Source organism: Providencia sp. PROV_01 (genome assembly GCF_053098325.1).
In genome coordinates this window covers 157,229-177,046 of sequence record NZ_JBRFKD010000002.1, presented here as the reverse complement: position 1 = coordinate 177,046, position 19,818 = coordinate 157,229, and the positions used below count along the sequence as shown (strand labels likewise).

General features: G+C 41.9%; 16 protein-coding genes and 2 tRNA genes. 12 read left to right on the top strand and 6 right to left on the bottom strand.

Annotated features, from left to right (window positions below; all coding sequences use genetic code 11):
* The first annotated feature begins 56 nt into the window (after positions 1-56).
* Both ACU696_RS01480 and ACU696_RS01475 read left to right on the top strand, forming a co-directional pair.
* Positions 57-133: transfer RNA gene (locus tag ACU696_RS01480), tRNA-Asp, on the top strand.
* Positions 134-141: 8 nt separating this feature from the next.
* Positions 142-217: transfer RNA gene (locus ACU696_RS01475), tRNA-Trp, on the top strand.
* Positions 218-921: 704 nt separating this feature from the next.
* Here ACU696_RS01475 and hdfR read toward each other — a convergent pair.
* Complete coding sequence (gene hdfR, locus ACU696_RS01470; RefSeq protein ID WP_042851484.1) at positions 922-1,764, bottom strand: HTH-type transcriptional regulator HdfR; 843 nt, start codon at positions 1,762-1,764, stop codon at positions 922-924.
* Positions 1,765-1,876: 112 nt separating this feature from the next.
* Here hdfR and ACU696_RS01465 point away from each other — a divergent pair, with 112 nt between their 5' ends.
* Positions 1,877-2,215, top strand: coding sequence for a DUF413 domain-containing protein (locus ACU696_RS01465; protein ID WP_004907240.1), 339 nt, complete (start codon positions 1,877-1,879; stop codon positions 2,213-2,215).
* A 78-nt stretch (positions 2,216-2,293) separates the two neighbouring features.
* Here the strand turns inward: ACU696_RS01465 and ACU696_RS01460 are convergent, their stop codons facing one another.
* Positions 2,294-3,820 carry a YifB family Mg chelatase-like AAA ATPase gene (locus ACU696_RS01460; RefSeq protein WP_209102691.1) on the bottom strand — a complete coding sequence of 509 codons (1,527 nt, stop codon included), beginning with the start codon at positions 3,818-3,820 and terminating at the stop codon, positions 2,294-2,296.
* Positions 3,821-4,299: 479 nt separating this feature from the next.
* Between ACU696_RS01460 and ilvL the strand changes: the two genes are divergently transcribed.
* The 6 genes from ilvL (at position 4,300) to ilvA (ending at position 10,879) form a co-directional block, all read left to right on the top strand.
* Positions 4,300-4,401: an ilv operon leader peptide gene (gene ilvL / locus ACU696_RS01455; RefSeq protein WP_071524553.1), complete on the top strand. Its 102-nt coding sequence runs from the start codon at positions 4,300-4,302 to the stop codon at positions 4,399-4,401.
* A gap of 132 nt (positions 4,402-4,533) precedes the next feature.
* Complete coding sequence (gene ilvG, locus ACU696_RS01450) at positions 4,534-6,180, top strand: acetolactate synthase 2 catalytic subunit (protein ID WP_004907245.1); 1,647 nt, start codon at positions 4,534-4,536, stop codon at positions 6,178-6,180.
* Positions 6,177-6,446, top strand: coding sequence for an acetolactate synthase 2 small subunit (gene ilvM, locus ACU696_RS01445; RefSeq protein ID WP_004907250.1), 270 nt, complete (start codon positions 6,177-6,179; stop codon positions 6,444-6,446). Before ilvG ends, ilvM begins: the two co-directional genes overlap by 4 nt.
* An 11-nt stretch (positions 6,447-6,457) precedes the next feature.
* Positions 6,458-7,384 carry a branched-chain amino acid transaminase gene (locus tag ACU696_RS01440; protein ID WP_209102690.1) on the top strand — a complete coding sequence of 309 codons (927 nt, stop codon included), beginning with the start codon at positions 6,458-6,460 and terminating at the stop codon, positions 7,382-7,384.
* 67 nt (positions 7,385-7,451) lie between these two features.
* On the top strand, positions 7,452-9,302 hold the full coding sequence (ilvD, locus tag ACU696_RS01435; protein ID WP_109912169.1) for a dihydroxy-acid dehydratase: 1,851 nt from the start codon (positions 7,452-7,454) through the stop codon (positions 9,300-9,302).
* Between the two features lie 2 nt (positions 9,303-9,304).
* Positions 9,305-10,879 carry a threonine ammonia-lyase, biosynthetic gene (ilvA, locus tag ACU696_RS01430; RefSeq protein ID WP_110731572.1) on the top strand — a complete coding sequence of 525 codons (1,575 nt, stop codon included), beginning with the start codon at positions 9,305-9,307 and terminating at the stop codon, positions 10,877-10,879.
* Here the strand turns inward: ilvA and ilvY are convergent.
* Positions 10,871-11,767, bottom strand: a complete 897-nt coding sequence (ilvY, locus tag ACU696_RS01425) for an HTH-type transcriptional activator IlvY (protein WP_004906122.1) — start codon at positions 11,765-11,767, stop codon at positions 10,871-10,873. The two genes, ilvA and ilvY, sit on opposite strands and share 9 nt — an antisense overlap.
* A gap of 173 nt (positions 11,768-11,940) precedes the next feature.
* Between ilvY and ilvC the strand changes: the two genes are divergently transcribed.
* Positions 11,941-13,413: a ketol-acid reductoisomerase gene (ilvC, locus tag ACU696_RS01420; protein WP_004907263.1), complete on the top strand. Its 1,473-nt coding sequence runs from the start codon at positions 11,941-11,943 to the stop codon at positions 13,411-13,413.
* A gap of 11 nt (positions 13,414-13,424) precedes the next feature.
* Here ilvC and ACU696_RS01415 read toward each other — a convergent pair whose 3' ends face one another.
* Positions 13,425-13,562 (bottom strand): hypothetical protein, encoded by a 138-nt coding sequence (locus ACU696_RS01415; RefSeq protein ID WP_155242194.1) that lies wholly within the window; start codon positions 13,560-13,562, stop codon positions 13,425-13,427.
* Positions 13,563-13,795: 233 nt separating this feature from the next.
* On the opposite strand from ACU696_RS01415, the gene rep reads away from it, so the two are divergent.
* Positions 13,796-15,820, top strand: a complete 2,025-nt coding sequence (gene rep, locus ACU696_RS01410; protein WP_109912167.1) for a DNA helicase Rep — start codon at positions 13,796-13,798, stop codon at positions 15,818-15,820.
* Positions 15,821-15,872: 52 nt separating this feature from the next.
* Here rep and gppA read toward each other — a convergent pair whose 3' ends face one another.
* Positions 15,873-17,375 (bottom strand): guanosine-5'-triphosphate,3'-diphosphate diphosphatase, encoded by a 1,503-nt coding sequence (gppA, locus tag ACU696_RS01405; protein ID WP_004907271.1) that lies wholly within the window; start codon positions 17,373-17,375, stop codon positions 15,873-15,875.
* Positions 17,376-17,386: 11 nt separating this feature from the next.
* A complete protein-coding gene (gene rhlB / locus ACU696_RS01400) occupies positions 17,387-18,673 on the bottom strand; it encodes an ATP-dependent RNA helicase RhlB (RefSeq protein WP_004907274.1) in 1,287 nt (428 codons plus the stop codon).
* A gap of 117 nt (positions 18,674-18,790) precedes the next feature.
* Here rhlB and trxA point away from each other — a divergent pair, with 117 nt between their 5' ends.
* Positions 18,791-19,117: a thioredoxin TrxA gene (gene trxA, locus ACU696_RS01395; RefSeq protein WP_004907277.1), complete on the top strand. Its 327-nt coding sequence runs from the start codon at positions 18,791-18,793 to the stop codon at positions 19,115-19,117.
* Positions 19,118-19,818 lie beyond the last annotated feature (701 nt).

The following is a 19,818-nucleotide window of genomic DNA, read 5'->3' as shown; positions in this document are numbered from 1 at the left end:
AATTAAAGGTTTATTGCTCAATTAGCGGTAAACAGCCGAAAGGCAAAAGAATAAGTGGAGCGGTAGTTCAGTTGGTTAGAATACCTGCCTGTCACGCAGGGGGTCGCGGGTTCGAGTCCCGTCCGTTCCGCCACTTAATTTAGGGGCGTAGTTCAATTGGTAGAGCACCGGTCTCCAAAACCGGGTGTTGGGAGTTCGAGTCTCTCCGCCCCTGCCAGTTACCAATTAAGTAATAATAAAAGAAGTATCTATTGATAACCCGATTAGCTTAATCGGGTTTTTCTTTATTTATCTAATAGCAAATATTAATAGTAAATATAGAGTTACTTTTCCCCTATTTGCTAATTTTCATTTGATCTTAGCTAATCTACTATCCCACTGTTTTATATACTTCAATTGTATTCATCACTTTAAATGCAAGAAATAAGCTCCCTGATTTATTTTTCTCTCATCCAATCTTTTGATGTTCTTTATTAATACTAAAAATAGGCGAGTTATTACTTACTGTTTATACCTTTTAATTACATTTACCACTCAAATGTATTGATGATATTACCTAATTTCCCTCCAAACTACCTTCTCTTTTATTTTCATCAGCTTATATGCATTTTCACCTAATGAGTAAGTTGTTACTTGCTACTTTATGTTTTTCAATAGTATTTGTGGGTTGAAAGGTATTTTAATGCGCTCAATCTTTAATTTAGATAAATGTCGTATACCGAGAATTGCTGGTTTAGCTTTATTAATCTCAAAAAATCATTTTGTTTATATTGTATAAATAAATGCCGATGAGTTATTCGTGATTGGTATATCTTATTAAAAGATAAAAAGAAGCATCAATTAAGAACATTGTGCAGTGGAACATAGTTTGTTTATAAAGTAGTAGGAAGGTGAGTGAATTCTGTTACTCACCTTCTTCTTTTATTGTTCACTTAACTGTGCATTTTTTATTGGCGTTTTAATCAGTTGATTGATAAGAGCTTGCTGATCGTTTTTTTGGAGCCAGACTGCATACAAAGGTTTGTTTATTGAGGTTTCTGAGAGCGTTTTTAGGCCTGGATATTGATATACCCAATGAGCAGGTAAAAATGCCGCTGAAAGCGATACAGGAAGTAATTGGCGGGTAATATGGGCAGAGGTCGTGATCATTACGGGTGTATCATCTTGGGTTAGTGATGGTTCATTTTTGGGATGAAAATCAACCCCCCACTCTAGCTTTATAAAATTATATTTTGTTAATGCAATATTTTTTTGGGAAGCCATAAGCTGTAAATCAATCGTACCGATGATAGTGCTTTCAAACTCATCCATTTTTGGGGGTTCAGTTGCGATTAATAAGTCTAATTCTCTAGAATGTAGTTGCTTAACAAGAGACTGGCGCGTTGAAACCCTAGCTTCGAGCCGCAGTTCATCATGTTGATTATAAAGTTCTTCTACCCAGTCAGTTAGATAACCTTCCCAAAGTGAAGCTGTTGCACCAATAGAAAGCTCAGTGTGTTGTGAGGCATGAGATATTTCTTTTTTAGCTTGCAACCAGGTATTCATTAACGATTCGGCATATGGAACAAGCCTTTCTCCCGCGGCTGTTAACCGGATATTGTTTCTATGCCTAGTAAATAAGCTTGTACCTAGCTGTGTTTCTAATTGTCTAATACGAAAGCTAACCGCTGATTGCGTTAAATAGAGTGATTCTGCGGCTCTACCGAAGTGCCTAGTCTTACTGACCTCTAAAAAAGTTCTCAATAACTCGCTGTCCACATGCATCTCCAATTATTTTTGTCGTGATGATTTAAATGTTTTGTTTTACAGATTGTCAATGCTGTCTAATACTCCGCGCCATATAGAGTTTGACTGTAATAAGTTAGGAGTGTGTCAGATGGCAGATAGCTTCATCACGACTAATCGTTTTTTTGATAATAAACATTACCCACGTGGCTTTTCTCGTCATGGTGATTTCACCATCAAAGAAGCTCAGTTGCTAGAACGTCTCGGCCAAGCTTTTAATGAGCTTGATATAGGTAAACGCGAACCTCAAACAGAAGAAGAAAAACTTTTCGTCGCTGTATGCCGTGGTGAGCGTGAACCTGCTACCCCAGAAGAAAAAGTTTGGGCAAAATATTCTAGCCGTATTAACCGTCCAAAACGCTTCCATACTTTATCTGGCGGTAAACCGCAGATAGATCCATCGGAAGACTACACTGATACAGATGATTAATATCATCATCGTATGATAAGAGGGACTACGGTCCCTTTATTTTTACGAGATAATAAAGTAGTTATCTGTCCATTCTTCTCAGCTTACTTGTTTTTGCAAATGAAGCAATAACTTATCCATCGCTCGATACCCTAGAGCTTCTAATAAATCAGAACGCTCAATAGTTTCTGCGGCATTAAGGTCGGCTATTGTTCTGGCAACTCTTAATATTCTGTGCCAAGCTCGGATGGAAAGACCTAACTTATTTAATGCATGTTCTAAGAATAATGCATCTTTTGCGGTTAGTAGGCAAAATTGTGTGGTTTCTCTTGGCGTTAGTAAACTATTAATTTTTCCGGCTCGCCTAAGTTGCCTATTTCTGGCTTCGATAACTCTTTGTCTGACGTGTTCACTTGTTTCACCTTGATTGGTTTGGCTACTCAATGAACCGAGAGGTAACAATGGAATTTCTATAGAGAGATCAAACCGGTCAATAAAAGGCCCTGATATGCGTGAAAGGTAACGTAGGATACGGGAAGGAGTTGAACGACTCATTTCTCCTTGGTAATGACCTGTTGGGCTAGGGTTTAGAGCTGCAACTAACTGAAAACTAGCGGGATAGCAAACTTTTGCTTTTGCTCGAGAAATACTAATTTTTCGGGATTCTAGTGGTTCTCGTAAAGAATCGAGTACTGAGCGGCTAAATTCTGGTAATTCATCTAAAAATAAAACACCGTGATGTGCAAGTGAGATCTCGCCAGGCTTGGGAAGAGAGTCACCGCCAATTAAAGCTGCAATTGATGCGCTATGATGGGGCGCTCTAAAAGGCCTTATCGGCCAATTCATGTCTTCTTTTGTATTTTCACTCAAGCTATGTAATGAAGCAACTTCTAACGCTTCCTGAGAGGTTAATGGGGGAAGTAAAGTCATTAGCCGACTGGCTAACATCGTTTTTCCTGTTCCTGGCGGACCCAATAAGAGTAAATTATGCCCACCAGCGGCACAGATTTCTAATGCTCGTTTACCATGTTCTTGGCCAATGATATCGTTAATATCACCTTCTTGCTTGATTGAGAGAGGTGCTTGGTGAATTTGTTGATTACAAAGCAATGTTTTTTTGTTATGTAAAAAATGACAAAGCTCCAATAAGGATGTTGCGAAATAAACGCTATTATCTGGGAGTAGGCCTAATTGATGTTGATTCTCCATAGATAGTATTAAGGAGCGTTGTTGTTTTAATGCTGATTGGGCGGCAGGAATAGCACTGCTGACATAGCGAACATCGCCAGATAAAGCAAGTTCACCTAAAAATTCATACTGTTTTAATGGCTCGTGGGGGAGCTGTCCTGATGATGCGAGTATGGCAATCGCGATTGCAAGATCATACCGACCACTTTCTTTTGGTAAGTCAGCTGGAGCTAAATTAACCGTCATTTTTTTAGCTGGATATTCAAATCCGCTATTTAGTAGAGCGCTTCGAACTCTATCTCTTGCTTCTTTTACGGCCGTTTCTGGTAGCCCAACGAGTGTTAAACCTGGGAGCCCATTACTAATATGTGCTTCAACAGTAACAAGAGGTGCTTCTAACCCAATTGATGCTCTAGTGTAAACAATCGCTAATGTCATGAGCCCTCCAATATTATTTACAGAGTAATATTCTGCTAAAAATAATTTGATTTATCTTGAATAGATAACATGTTTGCGAAGCCGATCGATAATTTAATTACTTAGTTACTGAGTTGTTTCAATTTACTACGAGTGGCTTCGAAGCTAGGTTATAACTGGGATTGTGTTAGTTTTATGAAGCGAGGATACTGTGCCGAGCTTGGTTATGCATAAGAAAAAGTAATTAGTTATGTGGGGTGAGTTTTAATGGTGCCAAATGACTAATATGGATGATGTAGCTGATTATGCTATGTATTCTATTGAATTTTACTGAGGAATGGCTATTTAAGTAGTTTATAATGCTAATTTCATTGTTATTATATGATTTTAAAGTAATTTAATGTTTTGAAAATAAATAAATTAAATAAAAGTTGTCAAAACGCCTTTAAAATGATAACTCTAAATAATAGATGATTAAGAATATTGAAAAAGTAAAACACATGAACGCATTTATCCAAGCAGTTAGCCTAATTATTATTAGCGTGGTGGTGATTATTATCCCACCGTGCGGGGCTGCACTTGGACGACGAAGGCTAAAATAACAGCCAGATCTCACGAGAACCCCGCACCGAAAGGCGCGGGGTTTTTTTTGACATAAATGTTGATTGATGCAAGCACACTAAATAAAACATAACAAATACAAATAGATAAAGTAGACAGACAGGAGATAAAGCATGAACGGAGCACAATGGTTAGTTCAAGCATTGCGAACACAGGGAGTTGATACCGTATTTGGGTATCCTGGTGGCGCAATTATGCCAGTTTATGACGCATTGTATGATGGTGGAGTTGAGCATTTGTTGTGTCGACATGAGCAAGGAGCTGTAATCGCGGCAATTGGTTATGCACGATCAACAGGAAAGACAGGGGTGTGTATTGCAACATCTGGGCCTGGCGCAACAAATGTTATCACGGGGCTAGCGGATGCATTATTAGACTCTGTTCCTGTTGTCGCCATTACCGGTCAAGTCGCTTCTGAATTTATCGGAACCGATGCCTTTCAAGAAATCGATGTCTTAGGGTTATCTTTAGCTTGTACTAAGCACAGTTTTTTGGTTGAAGACATCGAGGATTTACCTCGCATTCTTGCTGAGGCTTTCGCAATCGCAAATAGTGGGCGACCAGGCCCTGTACTGATTGATATTCCGAAAGATATTCAGCTACAACACGCTGAGTTGTCTCCGTTTTTAATGCCGGTAGAGCAAGAAGTCACGTCACCTTTATCAGAAATCCAACAGGCAAGAATGCTATTAGAACAATCAGAAAAGCCTATGTTGTACGTTGGTGGCGGTGTTGGAATGTCAGGTGCCGTAAAAGAATTACGCGAATTTATTGAGTTTACAGGTATTCCTTCAGTTGCAACATTAAAAGGGCTTGGTGCTGTGAGCCCTTTAGATGAAAACTATTTAGGCATGTTAGGTATGCACGGTACTAAAGCGGCCAATATTTCTGTGCAGCGCTGTGACTTACTCATCGCTGTTGGTGCTCGTTTTGATGATAGGGTAACAGGTAAGTTAAATACTTTTGCACCGAACGCCAAAGTGATTCATATCGATATAGACCACGTAGAATTGGACAAATTACGTCAAACGCATGTTGCGTTGCATGGTGATGCAAAAGTATTACTACCTGAATTAATGCTTAAAAAATCAATAGCACCTTGGCAGCAGGAAGTTCAGCAACTTAAAAAAGAATTCGGTTGGCGTTATGACCATCCTGGTGAGCCTATTTATGCACCACTGTTACTGAAACAACTGTCGGATAAAATGCAGCCAAATACGGTTGTTACTACCGATGTAGGGCAACACCAAATGTGGTCAGCACAACATATCACCGTTGATGGCCCTGAAAATTTCTTAACCTCAAGTGGGCTTGGAACCATGGGGTTTGGTATCCCTGCGGCAATTGGAGCACAGGTTGCTAGGCCTGAAGATACGGTTGTTTGTGTATCAGGAGATGGCTCATTCATGATGAATGTCCAAGAGCTGGGAACCATCAAACGTAAGCAACTTCCTGTAAAAATTCTTTTAATCGATAACCAGCGCTTAGGCATGGTTCGCCAGTGGCAAGAACTGTTTTTCGAACAGCGTTATAGCGAAACTATTTTAACAGACAACCCTGATTTTGTGGCATTAGCCAGCGCGTTTGGTATTAAAGGCCAACGGATCACAGATAAGTCGGAAGTTAATGCGGCATTAGATGAATTACTTAATAGCGAAGGTGCCTATTTATTACAGGTATCAATTAATGAACTAGAAAACGTCTGGCCGTTGGTTCCGCCTGGGGCTAGTAATGAAAAAATGATGGAGAAACCATTATGATGCAACACCAAATCTCGATATTGGCCCGTTTCCGTCCTGAGGTTTTAGAGCGTATATTAAGGGTCACTCGCCATCGTGGATTTCGTATTAATGCCATGAATATGGGACAATCGACAGACGGCGACAATGTTAATATTGAACTTACTGTAAGTAGTCAAAGGCCATTAACCCAGCTTTGTGCACAGTTAACCAAGCTTTCGGACATTACAGAAGTTGAAGTACTACAACAAGAATCACGACTATTACGCACACAAAGTGCAATGTAAGGAATATACAAATGACTAAGAAAGCTGACTTTATTTGGTTTAACGGTGAAATGACGCTATGGGCTGATGCAAAGGTTCATGTTATGTCTCATGCTCTGCACTATGGTACATCAGTGTTTGAAGGTGTCCGTTGTTATGACTCGCACAAAGGTCCTGTGGTCTTCCGCCACCGTGAGCATATGCAACGTTTGCATGATTCAGCAAAAATTTACCGTATGCCTGTCAGCTACAGCGTGGAAGAGTTAATGGAAGCATGTCGTGCAACTCTGCGTAAAAATAACTTAGTCAGTGCGTATATTCGTCCATTAGTGTTTATTGGTGATGTTGGTATGGGTGTTAATCCTCCAGACGGTTATAACACCGATGTGATTTTAGCCGCTTTTCCATGGGGAGCGTATTTAGGTGAAGAAGCGTTAGACCAAGGTATTGATGCGATGGTCTCTTCTTGGAATCGTGTTGCACCAAACACCATTCCTACAGGGGCAAAAGCAGGTGGCAACTATTTATCTTCTCTACTAGTTGGTAGCGAAGCTCGTCGCCATGGTTACCAAGAAGGTATTGCATTAGATGTTCACGGATATCTCTCCGAAGGTGCTGGGGAAAATATTTTTGAGGTGAAAGATGGCATCCTGTATACACCTCCGTTCACATCATCTGCATTACCAGGTATTACGCGTGATGCAATTTTAACTTTAGCAAAAGATTTGGGTATCGAAGTACGTGAGCAAACACTATCACGTGAATCTCTCTATCTTGCTGATGAAGTCTTCATGACAGGAACCGCTGCAGAGATCACTCCGGTTCGTAGTGTTGATGGTATCCAAGTTGGCATTGGCCGTTGTGGCCCAGTAACCAAGCAAATTCAGCAGGCATTCTTTGGCTTATTTGATGGTACAACAGAAGATAAATGGGGCTGGTTAGATCCAGTAAACCCTTAATAATTAAATTTAAATAGATGTTACAGGCGGACGTTCCCCGCCTGTTTTAAACACGGGAGTTAAAGATATGCCTAAGTACCGTTCAGCAACAACAACTCATGGTCGTAATATGGCTGGGGCTCGTGCATTATGGCGTGCAACAGGCATGACCGATGCTGATTTTGGAAAGCCCATTATTGCTGTTGTTAACTCATTCACACAGTTTGTTCCAGGCCACGTACATTTACGTGATTTAGGCAAATTAGTTGCAGAGCAAATTGAAAATGCAGGTGGTGTTGCGAAAGAGTTTAATACAATCGCTGTTGATGATGGGATTGCCATGGGACATGGCGGAATGTTGTATTCCTTACCTTCCCGTGAATTAATTGCGGATTCTGTTGAATATATGGTGAACGCACACTGTGCGGATGCCATGGTGTGTATTTCAAACTGCGATAAAATCACCCCAGGCATGTTGATGGCGTCATTACGTCTGAATATTCCGGTTATTTTTGTTTCGGGCGGTCCAATGGAAGCAGGTAAAACCAAGCTTTCAGATCAAATCATCAAGCTCGATTTAGTTGATGCTATGATTCAAGGGGCTAACCCTAATGTGAGTGATGCAGATAGTGAGCAAATAGAACGTTCAGCATGCCCAACGTGTGGCTCTTGCTCAGGAATGTTTACTGCAAACTCAATGAACTGCTTAACTGAGGCGCTTGGGTTATCTCAGCCAGGAAATGGCTCATTGTTAGCGACTCACGCAGACCGCGAAACTTTATTTATCAATGCAGGTAAGCGCATTGTTGAATTAACCAAACGCTATTACGAACAAGATGATGAAAGTGCGTTACCACGCAATATCGCTAATAAATCTGCATTTGAAAATGCGATGACGTTGGATATTGCCATGGGTGGTTCAACTAACACAGTCCTGCATTTACTTGCAGCAGCTCAAGAAGCAGAGATCGATTTCACCATGGATGATATCGACCGTTTATCACGTAAAGTCCCACATTTGTGTAAGGTTGCACCGAGTACACAAAAATACCATATGGAAGATGTTCACCGTGCTGGTGGTGTCATCGGTATTTTAGGTGAACTGAGCCGTGCAGGTTTATTGCAAGAAAACGTGACGAATATTTTAGGTCTGAGCTTCCAAGAAACATTAGCGCAATATGATGTGATGTTAACAAAGGATGAGGCCGTTAAATCAATGTTTTCCGCGGGCCCTGCTGGTATCCGTACAACAAAAGCCTTTTCACAGAATTGCCGCTGGCCGTCATTGGATACTGACCGTGAGAATGGGTGTATCCGTAGTATTGAGCATGCGTATAGTTTGGATGGGGGACTGGCTGTCCTGTCTGGAAATATTGCAGAAGATGGTTGTATTGTTAAAACCGCTGGAGTTGATGAAGGCAGTTTAACATTCCGTGGCCCTGCCAAAGTCTTTGAAAGCCAAGATGACGCAGTAGAAGCTATTTTGGGTGGCAAAGTCGTTGAAGGCGATGTGGTTGTTATTCGCTATGAAGGGCCTAAGGGTGGTCCGGGCATGCAAGAAATGCTGTACCCAACCTCATACCTGAAATCAATGGGATTAGGCAAAAGCTGTGCGTTGATAACAGATGGTCGCTTCTCTGGCGGTAGCTCAGGGCTTTCTATTGGCCATATTTCACCAGAAGCAGCGAGTGGTGGTTTATTAGCATTAGTTCATGATGGCGATATTATTGATATCGATATTCCAAAAAGAACGATGGTACTGGATGTTAGTGAAAGTGAGCTGAATCAACGCCGTGAAGCGGAATTAGCTCGAGGTGATAAAGCTTATACCCCACGTAATCGTCAGCGTGAGGTTTCTTTTGCTCTGCGCGCTTATGCTTCTTTGGCGACGAGTGCAGACAAAGGTGCTGTTCGTGACAAGTCGAAATTAGGGGGCTGATTGTGGCAGCAGCAAAACCATTACCGGTTGCCCCAACCGGAGCAGATTACTTAAAAGCGGCGCTGAGTGCGCCGGTTTATGAAGCTGCGCAAGTAACGCCTCTTCAACAGATGGATAAAATATCTTCACGCTTGGGGAATACCATTTTAGTCAAGCGTGAAGATAGGCAGCCAGTACATAGCTTTAAGCTTCGTGGGGCTTACGCCATGATTGCGAGTTTAACCGAAGAGCAAAAAAGCAAAGGTGTGGTGACAGCTTCTGCGGGGAACCATGCTCAAGGCGTTGCGTTATCAGCAAATCGTGTTGGTGTGAAAGCAAAAATAGTCATGCCAGTTGCGACAGCGGATATCAAAGTGGATGCAGTACGTAGCTTCGGTGGCGAAGCTATTTTACATGGTGCTAATTTTGATGAAGCGAAAGCAAAAGCCATTGCAATGGCCGCAGAGGATGGCTATACCTTCGTTCCACCTTTTGACCACCCTTCAGTGATTGCGGGGCAAGCTACGATAGCTCTCGAGCTATTGCAACAGGATGTGCATTTAGATCGAATTTTTATTCCTGTAGGGGGCGGTGGGTTAATTGCGGGCGTTGCTGTGATTATTAAGCAGTTAATGCCTGAAATTAAAATCATTGGTGTGGAGTCTGAAGATGCCGCTTGTTTAAAAGCCGCGTTAGAGGCTGGGCATCCTGTTGATTTACCACGTGTTGGCCTATTCGCAGAAGGAGTGGCAGTAAAGCGTATTGGAGATGAAACCTTCAGGTTGTGCCAGCAGTATGTTGACGATGTTATCACTGTTGATAGTGATTCCATTTGTGCTGCATTGAAAGATATTTTTGAAGATGTTCGCGCGATAGCAGAGCCTTCAGGCGCTTTAGCATTGGCCGGATTAAAAAAATACGTACAGCAGCATAACATTAAAGGTGAACGTTTAGCGCATATTTTGTCCGGTGCGAATATGAATTTCCATGGGCTGCGTTATGTTTCTGAACGCTGTGAAATTGGTGAACAACGAGAAGCTTTACTCGCAGTAACCATTCCTGAGCAAAAAGGCAGTTTCTTACGTTTTTGCCAGTTATTAGGCCATCGAGCCATTACGGAGTTTAATTATCGCTATACGGATGCGGACCCTGAACGCGCATGTATTTTTGTTGGGGTGCGTTTAAGTGGCCGTGATGGCGAGCGCTCGGAGATTATCCAAGAGCTTAGAAGTCACGGCTATGAAGTCGATGATTTATCAGATGATGAAATGGCAAAACTTCATGTGCGTTATATGATTGGTGGGCGTCCATCAAAGCCATTAGACGAAAGGTTATATAGCTTTGAATTTCCAGAGTCTCCAGGTGCATTGTTGAGATTCCTAGAAACCCTAGGGACTCATTGGAATATAACGTTATTTCATTACCGTAGCCATGGTACAGATTATGGACGTGTGCTGGCGGCATTTGAACTGGCTGGGCCAGAAGTGCGTTTTGATAGGCATCTTGATGCGCTAGGTTATGAATATCATGATGAAACAGGAAACCCCTCTTTCCGTTTTTTCTTAGCACCACAAGATAACCAAAGAACTTTAGATTGAATTGTCTGGGAGTAACTCCCAAAACGCTTTAATTAATGGTTCACTCAGGCGTTTGCTTAATAGGCAAACGCCGAGCTCAAAAGGTTCTACCATTGAAATATTATCGAGCTGTGAAATACGGCTGCGTACGGGTTCTGGGCTGTTATCAACAACCACACTGGGAATTAAGGCGATACCGCACCCCAAAGCGACCATTGATACAATAGCTTCATGGCCTGAGACCGTCGCATAAATGACAGGGTTATTGATATTATGGCGACGGAACCAGAGCTCGATACGTTTACGGGATGGGCCGTGCTCAGGCAGGATAAAAGGGACGGTAGACCAATCAGGTTCAGCCTCTGTTACCATGCTTCGTACTGCACAGGGTAGTGATGGGGCAATCAAAACGAGAGGGATTTCGCCGATTTTTGCAAAACGGACGTTATCGGGTAAGCGCTCAGGTTTCCCTGCAATACCAAGATCAGCCTCATGAGTTTCCACTTTTTCAACGGCATCAGCTGCGTCACCTGTCGTGAGTTTAATTTCAACTAGTGGATGTAGCGCACGGAATTTGTCTAAAACTTCGGGTAAATGACTATAAGCTGCCGTAACTGAGCAAAAAAGATGCAGTTCTCCACTAAGTGATGGGCTTTGCTGATTGAGAGCATGTTGTAGTTGTTGATATTGCAATAATGTTTGTTGGGCAAATTGCTTAAGGTGCTCTCCTGCTTGGGTCAATTTAACTGAGCGGTTATCGCGCACAAATAGCGGATGACCAAGCTGTTCTTCGAGGCGTTGTATTTGGCGAGACAATGTGGAAGGGCTGACATGCATCGCTTTAGATGTGCGCCCGAAGTGGCAACTTTGTGCTAAATGCAAAAAAAGCTTGAGATCACGAATGTCCATTTTGCCCTCTAATAACATAATTAATGATGTTGCAGATATTGCAATATTGTATTGTTAATATATCAATTTAAGCAATGCTAAACATCGCATATAGTAAATCCATAAACGCTGAAAAATGAGCGACAGACAGACTGTCTGACATAACGAACACAACAGAACAATGGAGTATGACAATGGCGAATTATTTTAACACATTGAATTTACGTGAGCAGTTAGCTCAATTAGGTAAGTGCCGTTTTATGCAGCGCGAAGAATTTGCGGATGAAGCGGGTTTCCTGAAAGGTAAAAAAATCGTCATCGTTGGTTGTGGGGCACAAGGTTTGAACCAAGGCCTGAATATGCGTGATTCAGGTTTAGATATTGCTTATGCATTACGTGATGAAGCAATTGCAGAGAAACGTGCTTCATGGCGTAAAGCGACAGAAAATGGCTTCAAAGTTGGCACTTATGAAGAATTGATCCCTACCGCTGATTTGGTTGTTAACTTAACGCCGGACAAACAGCATTCAGCCGTTGTTCGCGCTGTTCAGCCTATGATGAAACAAGGTGCAGCACTGGGTTATTCACATGGATTCAACATTGTTGAAGTTGGTGAAGAAATTCGTAAAGACATTACTGTTGTGATGGTAGCGCCAAAATGCCCAGGTACCGAAGTTCGTGAAGAATACAAGCGTGGTTTTGGTGTTCCAACTCTGATTGCAGTACACCCAGAGAATGACCCGAAAGGTGAGGGGATGGCGATTGCTAAAGCATGGGCGGCAGCGACTGGTGGCCACCGTGCCGGTGTTCTGGAGTCTTCGTTTGTTGCAGAAGTTAAGTCTGACCTGATGGGTGAGCAAACTATTCTGTGTGGTATGTTACAAGCAGGCGCATTACTGAGCTATGACAAAATGGTTGCTGACGGTGTTGAGCCGGGCTATGCAGGTAAATTAATTCAGTTTGGTTGGGAAACTATCACCGAAGCGCTGAAACAAGGTGGTATCACGCTGATGATGGACCGTTTATCTAACCCTGCAAAAGTTCGTGCTTATGCATTATCTGAACAACTGAAAACTATCATGGCGCCATTGTTCCAAAAACATATGGATGACATCATTTCAGGCGAATTTTCTGCAACCATGATGGCAGACTGGGCAAATGATGATAAAAACTTGCTGACATGGCGTGAAGAGACAGGCAAAACGGCATTCGAAAATTACCCTGAATATGAAGGGAAAATTGCCGAACAAGAATACTTTGACCACGGTGTTTTGTTAGTTGCTATGGTTAAAGCGGGCGTTGAATTAGCGTTCGATACGATGTTAGAAGCGGGTATCTTAGAAGAATCAGCTTACTATGAGTCCCTGCATGAGTTACCACTGATTGCAAATACCATTGCTCGTAAGCGTTTATATGAAATGAACGTGGTTATTTCAGACACAGCAGAATACGGTAACTATCTGTTCTCATTTGCAGCTGTGCCAATGCTGAAAGAATTCATGACGAAATTACAAGCGGGCGATTTAGCGAAGCCAGTTGCAGATAATGGCACTGATAACGCACAGTTACGTGATATCAACGAAGCTATCCGTAACCATCCGATTGAGAAAATCGGTAAGACGTTACGAGGTTATATGACGGATATGAAGAAGATTGCGGTCGGCTAACTCATTTTTCGTCACTCTTCGCGTGATAGGCGCGTTGGCTGCACTCGGTTACCCAAGTCACATACTTGTGTATTCTCTTTGGGATAACCTAATTTTTCGTCGCTCTTCGCGTGATAGGTGCGTTGGCTACACTCGGTTACCCAAGTCACATACTCGTGTATGCTCCTTGGGATAGCCTCCTTTGCCGCCTTCCTCTAACGCGAATAGTTTAGAAAAATGTATTGGTGGTATAAAAGAAAAAGAACAAAACCACATCTTTCTGATGAATGATGTGGTTTTTTGTTTTTTATAAATAGAGAAGATCGTTGCTCAAGAGTTGGGTCGGTTTCTGCTACAATCTGTAGCGAATTCCTTTTTGAATAACTAAGTGATGTAGAAAACCATGCGATTAAACCCAAGCCAGCAGCAGGCAGTTGAATATGTAGAGGGTCCATGCCTTGTGTTAGCCGGGGCTGGGTCAGGTAAAACGCGTGTTATCACGAATAAAATTGCGCATTTAATTCGCCAATGCGGTTATCAGCCTCGACAAATTGCAGCGGTGACTTTCACCAATAAAGCGGCGCGGGAAATGAAAGAGCGCGTGGCTCAAACCTTGGGGAAAAAAGAAGCACGCGGTTTGATCATATCCACCTTCCATACATTAGGGTTGGAAATCATTAAGCGTGAATATAAAGCGCTGGGTATTAAAGCCAATTTTTCGCTATTTGACGACCAAGATCAGATGGCATTATTGAAAGAACTTACCTTTGATTTATTGGAAGAGGATAAAGACTTACTCAAACAATTGATCTCAGCGATCTCAAATTGGAAAAATGATCTTATCTCGCCACAACAAGTGATAGGCCAAGCACGGAGTGAGAAAGAGCATCACTTTGCGGAGTGTTATCGCCGCTATGAACTTCATCTGAAAAGTTGCAATGTGCTGGATTTTGACGATTTAATCAGCAAGCCTACCTTGTTGTTATACCAAAATGAAGAAGTTCGCGAGCGTTGGCAGCAAAAAATTCGTTACTTGCTGGTGGACGAGTACCAAGATACCAATACGAGTCAATATCAGTTGGTTAAATTGCTTGTGGGGCAGCGAGCAAGGTTTACGGTTGTGGGCGATGACGATCAGTCAATCTATTCATGGCGTGGAGCAAGGCCACAAAACTTGGTTTTATTGAATCAAGATTTCCCTAAATTAAATGTCATTAAGCTTGAGCAGAATTACCGCTCATCAGAACGAATTTTAAAAGCGGCGAATATTTTAATTGCCAATAATCCTCATGTATTTGAAAAAAAATTATTTTCTGAATTAGGGTATGGAGCGCCACTTAAAGTCCTGACCGCGAATAATGAAGATCATGAAGCTGAAAGAGTGATTGGGGAGCTTATCGCACATCACTTTATTAATAAGACGGAATATAAAGATTACGCCATTTTGTATCGTGGCAACCATCAATCACGTATTTTTGAAAAAATGTTGATGCAAAACCGTATTCCGTATCGGATTTCAGGGGGGACTTCATTTTTCTCTCGCCCTGAAATCAAAGACTTGTTAGCTTATTTGCGAGTGCTTACTAACCCCGAAGATGATAGTGCATTCTTGCGTATTGTTAATACTCCGCGTCGAGAAATTGGCCCTAAAACTATCCAAAAACTTGGGGAGTGGGCAAACCAGCGGGGTAAAAGTTTATATCAAGCCAGCTTTGATTTAGGGCTTGAACAAATCTTAAAAGGCAAAGGATTAGAAGCATTACAGCGTTTCACTCATTGGATGGACAGTATTGTACGAACGTCGGAGCGTGAGCCTTTAATTGCGGTGCGTGACTTACTGCGTGAAATGGATTATGAAAGCTGGCTATATGAAACGTCGACCAGTACTAAAGCTGCCGAAATGCGAATGAAAAACGTCAACCAACTATTCACATGGATGAGTGAAATGGTTGAAGGCGATGAGCTCAATGACCCAATGACATTGAGCCAAGTGGTTACACGTTTTACGCTGCGCGATATGATGGAGCGTGGTGAGGATGATGAAGAATCAGACCAAGTTCAGCTCATGACGTTACATGCCTCTAAAGGCCTTGAGTTTCCTTATGTTTTTTTGGTTGGCATGGAGGAAGGGCTGCTACCACATCAAAGTAGTATTGATGAAAACAATATTGATGAAGAACGCCGTTTAGCTTATGTAGGAATTACGCGGGCGCAAAGAGAGCTATTCTTTTCTCATTGTCGTGAGCGTCGCCAATATGGTGAATTGATCCGTCCTGAATTAAGCCGTTTTCTCCTTGAATTGCCTCAAGATGATTTACAATGGGAGCAGCAGCGTAAAGTGGTTAGTGCGCAGGAACGTATGCAGAAGGGGCAATCAGCTTTAGCCGATATTAAAGCGCGTTTAGGGTTAAATAAAAAAAGTGAGTAACCGCAACTAATTGAATTTCCACACTAGAGTAGGTCTAGTGTGGAAAATATTATCAATTTGAACTATTACGTTCTTCCAACTCTAAAGCCCAATTTACATAGCCCTGCCATTGAACTTCTTGCTGTAAATTTTCCGCTCGTAGAGGGTGATCGGATAACCAACGATAAGGCAGCGTGATGGTTAACCTTTGTGCATTCACATTAAGCCTTAGTGCTGGCAAGGTGTCATCACGTCTACGGCTCGCAAAAATAATGGCAAGGCGAAGTAAACGACATAAATTATATGCATGCTGCATAGGGAGCGCATTTTGTTGGCTTAATGGCGTTAAATCAACAGGGCCTTGCTGGTTTATCAATAATGCAGCAAGTAACCGCTTTTGAGCTGGGGTAAAACCAGGTAAATCAAGGTGTGTTATGAGGTAGCTAGCGTGCTCGGGGCCTTTACGGAAATCAACACTCAAGCCAATTTCATGTAACGCGCATGCACTGGATAGTAAATCACGACAACGTGTATCTAAGCCCCAATCTTTCGCGACTTGTAAATAAAAATATTCTGCAAGTTGACGAACTCGGCTTGCTTGTTCGATATCGACTTGGAAGCGCCGCTGAATATTGCGAACGGTACGAGCGCGAATATCCTGCTCAATAGGAAGCTGTAGCATGCCATAGACAAGCCCTTCACGAAGTGCTCCGCCAGCGAGTGTCATGTTATCAATTTCTAATGCTTCAAAGATAGCGATCAAAATAGATAATCCGCTTGGAAAAACAAGAGCACGTTCGAAGGTTAGGCCATCAATTTCAAGCTCTTCAAGTTTTTGGCATTGAATGGCTTTACGCTTAAGCTGTTGTAATTTAGAAAGTGTGATCAGTTCATCCATGCCTTGGGCAATCATGATTTCCTGAATCGCTTGTACGGTGCCGGATGCACCAACACAAATCTTCCACCCATGTGTCTTAAGTGCATCTGCAATAGGGGCGATGACATTATGGGCAGCGGCTTGAGCTGCTGAGAAGTTTTCTTCTGTTAAACTTCTATCGCCAAAGTAGCGCTCAAGCCAAGTTACACAACCCATTTCAAGACTATAGAGTTGCTCCGCTTTTGCGCCTGTACCTGTAACGAGCTCAGTACTTCCTCCGCCAATATCAACTACTAAACGTTGGTCTGGCCCGCCAGTTGTATGTGCAACACCTTGATAAATTAAGCGAGCTTCTTCTTCTCCTTGAATAACTTTTACAGGGTTTCCTAAAATTTGGCTGGCTTTTTCGATGAAAATATCGGCATTTTTAGCTAAACGCAAAGTCGCAGTTGCGACAACACGAATTTGTGTATTCGGAATATCTTGTAAGTGTTCCGAAAACAGGCGTAAACATTGCCAGCCTCGCTCCATTGCTTGCTCAGAAAGCAGGTTGTTGTTGTCTAAACCTGCGGCAAGACGAACTTTGCGCTTAACCCTAGAGATTACCTGAATGCTACCAGCAGTTTCACGTACGACTAGCATATGAAAACTGTTTGAGCCTAAATCGATGGCGGCATAAAGAGAAGAAGATTTCAGCATATCGTTTTTACTCAGCCTGGACGTTTATGGTTGTTACGTGGGCCATTGTGGCGACGCTGCGAATTCGAATTACGACGTGGGCCTCCAGGGCGTGGGCGATGGCGGCGTTTTGGCGCAGGTAAATCACTCAATAATGCATCACTGTTATATTTACTAACAGGGATTGAGTGTTGGATATACTCTTCAATAGCAGGCAGGTTAAGTGAATATTCTTCACACGCTAAGCTAATTGAGTTTCCACTTTCACCCGCACGACCCGTACGGCCAATACGGTGTACGTAATCTTCGCAGTCATCAGGTAAGTCGTAGTTAAATACATGAGTTACTGATGGAATATGTAAACCACGAGCTGCAACATCAGTTGCCACTAAAATATCTAAATGGCCTTGTGTGAATTGCTCTAATATACGCAGTCGTTTTTTCTGTGCGACATCGCCAGTTAATAAACCTACACGATGGCCATCGGCAGCTAAATGCGCCCAAATATCATCACAACGGTGTTTTGTATTGGCGAAAATAATACAACGCTCTGGCCACTCTTCTTCAAGAAGCGTTTGGAGCAGGCGCATTTTTTCTTCATTAGAAGGGTAAAATAGCTCTTCTTTGATACGGTGACCTGTTTTTTGCAAAGGTTCGACCTCAACATATTCAGGGTTGTTCATTTGTTCGAAGGCTAATTCTCTGACTCGGTAAGATAAAGTTGCAGAAAACAGCAAATTAAGCCTTTCTGCGGCACCTGGCATACGACGGAAAATCCAGCGGATATCTTTAATAAATCCAAGGTCATACATGCGGTCGGCTTCATCAAGTACCACAACCTGAATCGCACTTAGGTCGACATGGCCTTGTTTTGCGTAGTCGATTAAACGGCCAGTTGTACCAATGAGGATATCAACACCGTTTTGTAAAACCTTAAGTTGCTCATCATAGCCGTCACCACCGTATGCTAGCCCCATTTTCAGGCCAGTGTACTCAGCTAGCTCTTTAGCATCCGAATAAATTTGTACTGCGAGTTCGCGTGTCGGCGCCATGATTAGTGCACGAGGCTGGTTCGCTTTTTTACCCTCGATAGCTGGGTGAGTTAATAAATAATGAAATGTAGACGTTAAAAAAGCTAACGTTTTACCTGTACCTGTTTGCGCTTGACCCGCCACGTCTTTGCCTTCGACAGTAAAAGGCAAGGTGGACGCCTGTATAGGCGTGCAAAAATTGAAGCCTTTTTTATTCAGAGCTTCAATGACTTTAGGGTGCAATGCGAAGTCGGAAAACTTCTTTTCTGTCAAGTGTGCTTTACTCATAGTATGTTAGAATATCAGTTAACGGTTGGTTTACGAAAGTGTATCTTTTGAAATAAAGCATACTGCTGCCAATAATGTTACACTAAGTCTGCAAAAGATGATCCTTTGGAGTACAACATGAGCGATAAAATTATACATATAACTGATGCAAGTTTTGCAACTGAAGTTCTGAACGCAAGTTCACCTGTTCTCGTCGATTTTTGGGCAGCATGGTGTGGTCCTTGTAAAATGATCGCGCCTATTCTTGATGAAGTTGCTGAAGAATATACAGGCAAACTGACTATCGCAAAACTGAATATTGATGAAAACCCAGGTACCGCTCCAAAATATGGAATTCGTGGTATCCCGACCTTGCTTTTATTCAAAAATGGTGAAGTCGCAGCAACGAAAGTCGGTGCATTATCAAAAACGCAACTGAAAGAATTTTTAGACGAAAATCTGTAAGTTATCGTTATATGTAAGCTAAAACGTTTAGCGGTATATCTATTTTATCTAGAGAGCCGCTAGACGTCTTCACTTAAGCATGATAAGTTATCCTCATTCCTCGTATAGCACCCATATGAATTACCTTGTATTCCATTGCTCTTATCTTACATATATAGCTTGTTAGTTTAGTATTGTGATGATTGTTTCGTAATGATTGTTATTGATCAAAAACTGATGGCGTAATGATTTTAAATATGAAAATTGAAAGTTTAGACATTGAGTTATAGTCGTATTCAATATCTTTGATTTCAATGTATCTCTCATATGAATTAAAGATAGTGCGTAAACGAACATAATGAAATTCAATATTTTTATATCATAGGGATGTAAAAATGAAGTGGGAGAAGGTTGGCACTTAGCAGTTATGTGTTTTTTAATGCTAATCTGCCATTAAATTTGCGATATTGGGATGGATGTTGTCCTAAATGTACAAAAAACTATTGCTAATATTGCGTGTGTTTCTAATAATATGTCACACATCATCAAGATGAGATGCAGTCAGATGTTAGAGCAATCTTAGTAACGGCTAGCACAAGATTTTTTTGCATTGTTGTTTGCTTTTGGTAAAAATTAGTGAGCAACAGGGCAGTATAAAGTTAAACTGGCACTTAATAATAAGCTGCCGTCAATTTACGTTCATAGTTCGAGAATTACCCCGA

Bases quoted from the DNA above. Each gene is read 5' to 3' on its own strand.
- hdfR (WP_042851484.1), bottom strand. From the start codon at position 1,764: ATGCATGTGGACAGCGAGTTATTGAGAACTTTTTTAGAGGTCAGTAAG.
- ACU696_RS01465 (WP_004907240.1), top strand. From the start codon at position 1,877: ATGGCAGATAGCTTCATCACGACTAATCGTTTTTTTGATAATAAACAT.
- ACU696_RS01460 (WP_209102691.1), bottom strand. From the start codon at position 3,820: ATGACATTAGCGATTGTTTACACTAGAGCATCAATTGGGTTAGAAGCA.
- ilvL (WP_071524553.1), top strand. From the start codon at position 4,300: ATGAACGCATTTATCCAAGCAGTTAGCCTAATTATTATTAGCGTGGTG.
- ilvG (WP_004907245.1), top strand. From the start codon at position 4,534: ATGAACGGAGCACAATGGTTAGTTCAAGCATTGCGAACACAGGGAGTT.
- ilvM (WP_004907250.1), top strand. From the start codon at position 6,177: ATGATGCAACACCAAATCTCGATATTGGCCCGTTTCCGTCCTGAGGTT.
- ACU696_RS01440 (WP_209102690.1), top strand. From the start codon at position 6,458: ATGACTAAGAAAGCTGACTTTATTTGGTTTAACGGTGAAATGACGCTA.
- ilvD (WP_109912169.1), top strand. From the start codon at position 7,452: ATGCCTAAGTACCGTTCAGCAACAACAACTCATGGTCGTAATATGGCT.
- ilvY (WP_004906122.1), bottom strand. From the start codon at position 11,767: ATGGACATTCGTGATCTCAAGCTTTTTTTGCATTTAGCACAAAGTTGC.
- ilvC (WP_004907263.1), top strand. From the start codon at position 11,941: ATGGCGAATTATTTTAACACATTGAATTTACGTGAGCAGTTAGCTCAA.
- rep (WP_109912167.1), top strand. From the start codon at position 13,796: ATGCGATTAAACCCAAGCCAGCAGCAGGCAGTTGAATATGTAGAGGGT.
- gppA (WP_004907271.1), bottom strand. From the start codon at position 17,375: ATGCTGAAATCTTCTTCTCTTTATGCCGCCATCGATTTAGGCTCAAAC.
- rhlB (WP_004907274.1), bottom strand. From the start codon at position 18,673: ATGAGTAAAGCACACTTGACAGAAAAGAAGTTTTCCGACTTCGCATTG.
- trxA (WP_004907277.1), top strand. From the start codon at position 18,791: ATGAGCGATAAAATTATACATATAACTGATGCAAGTTTTGCAACTGAA.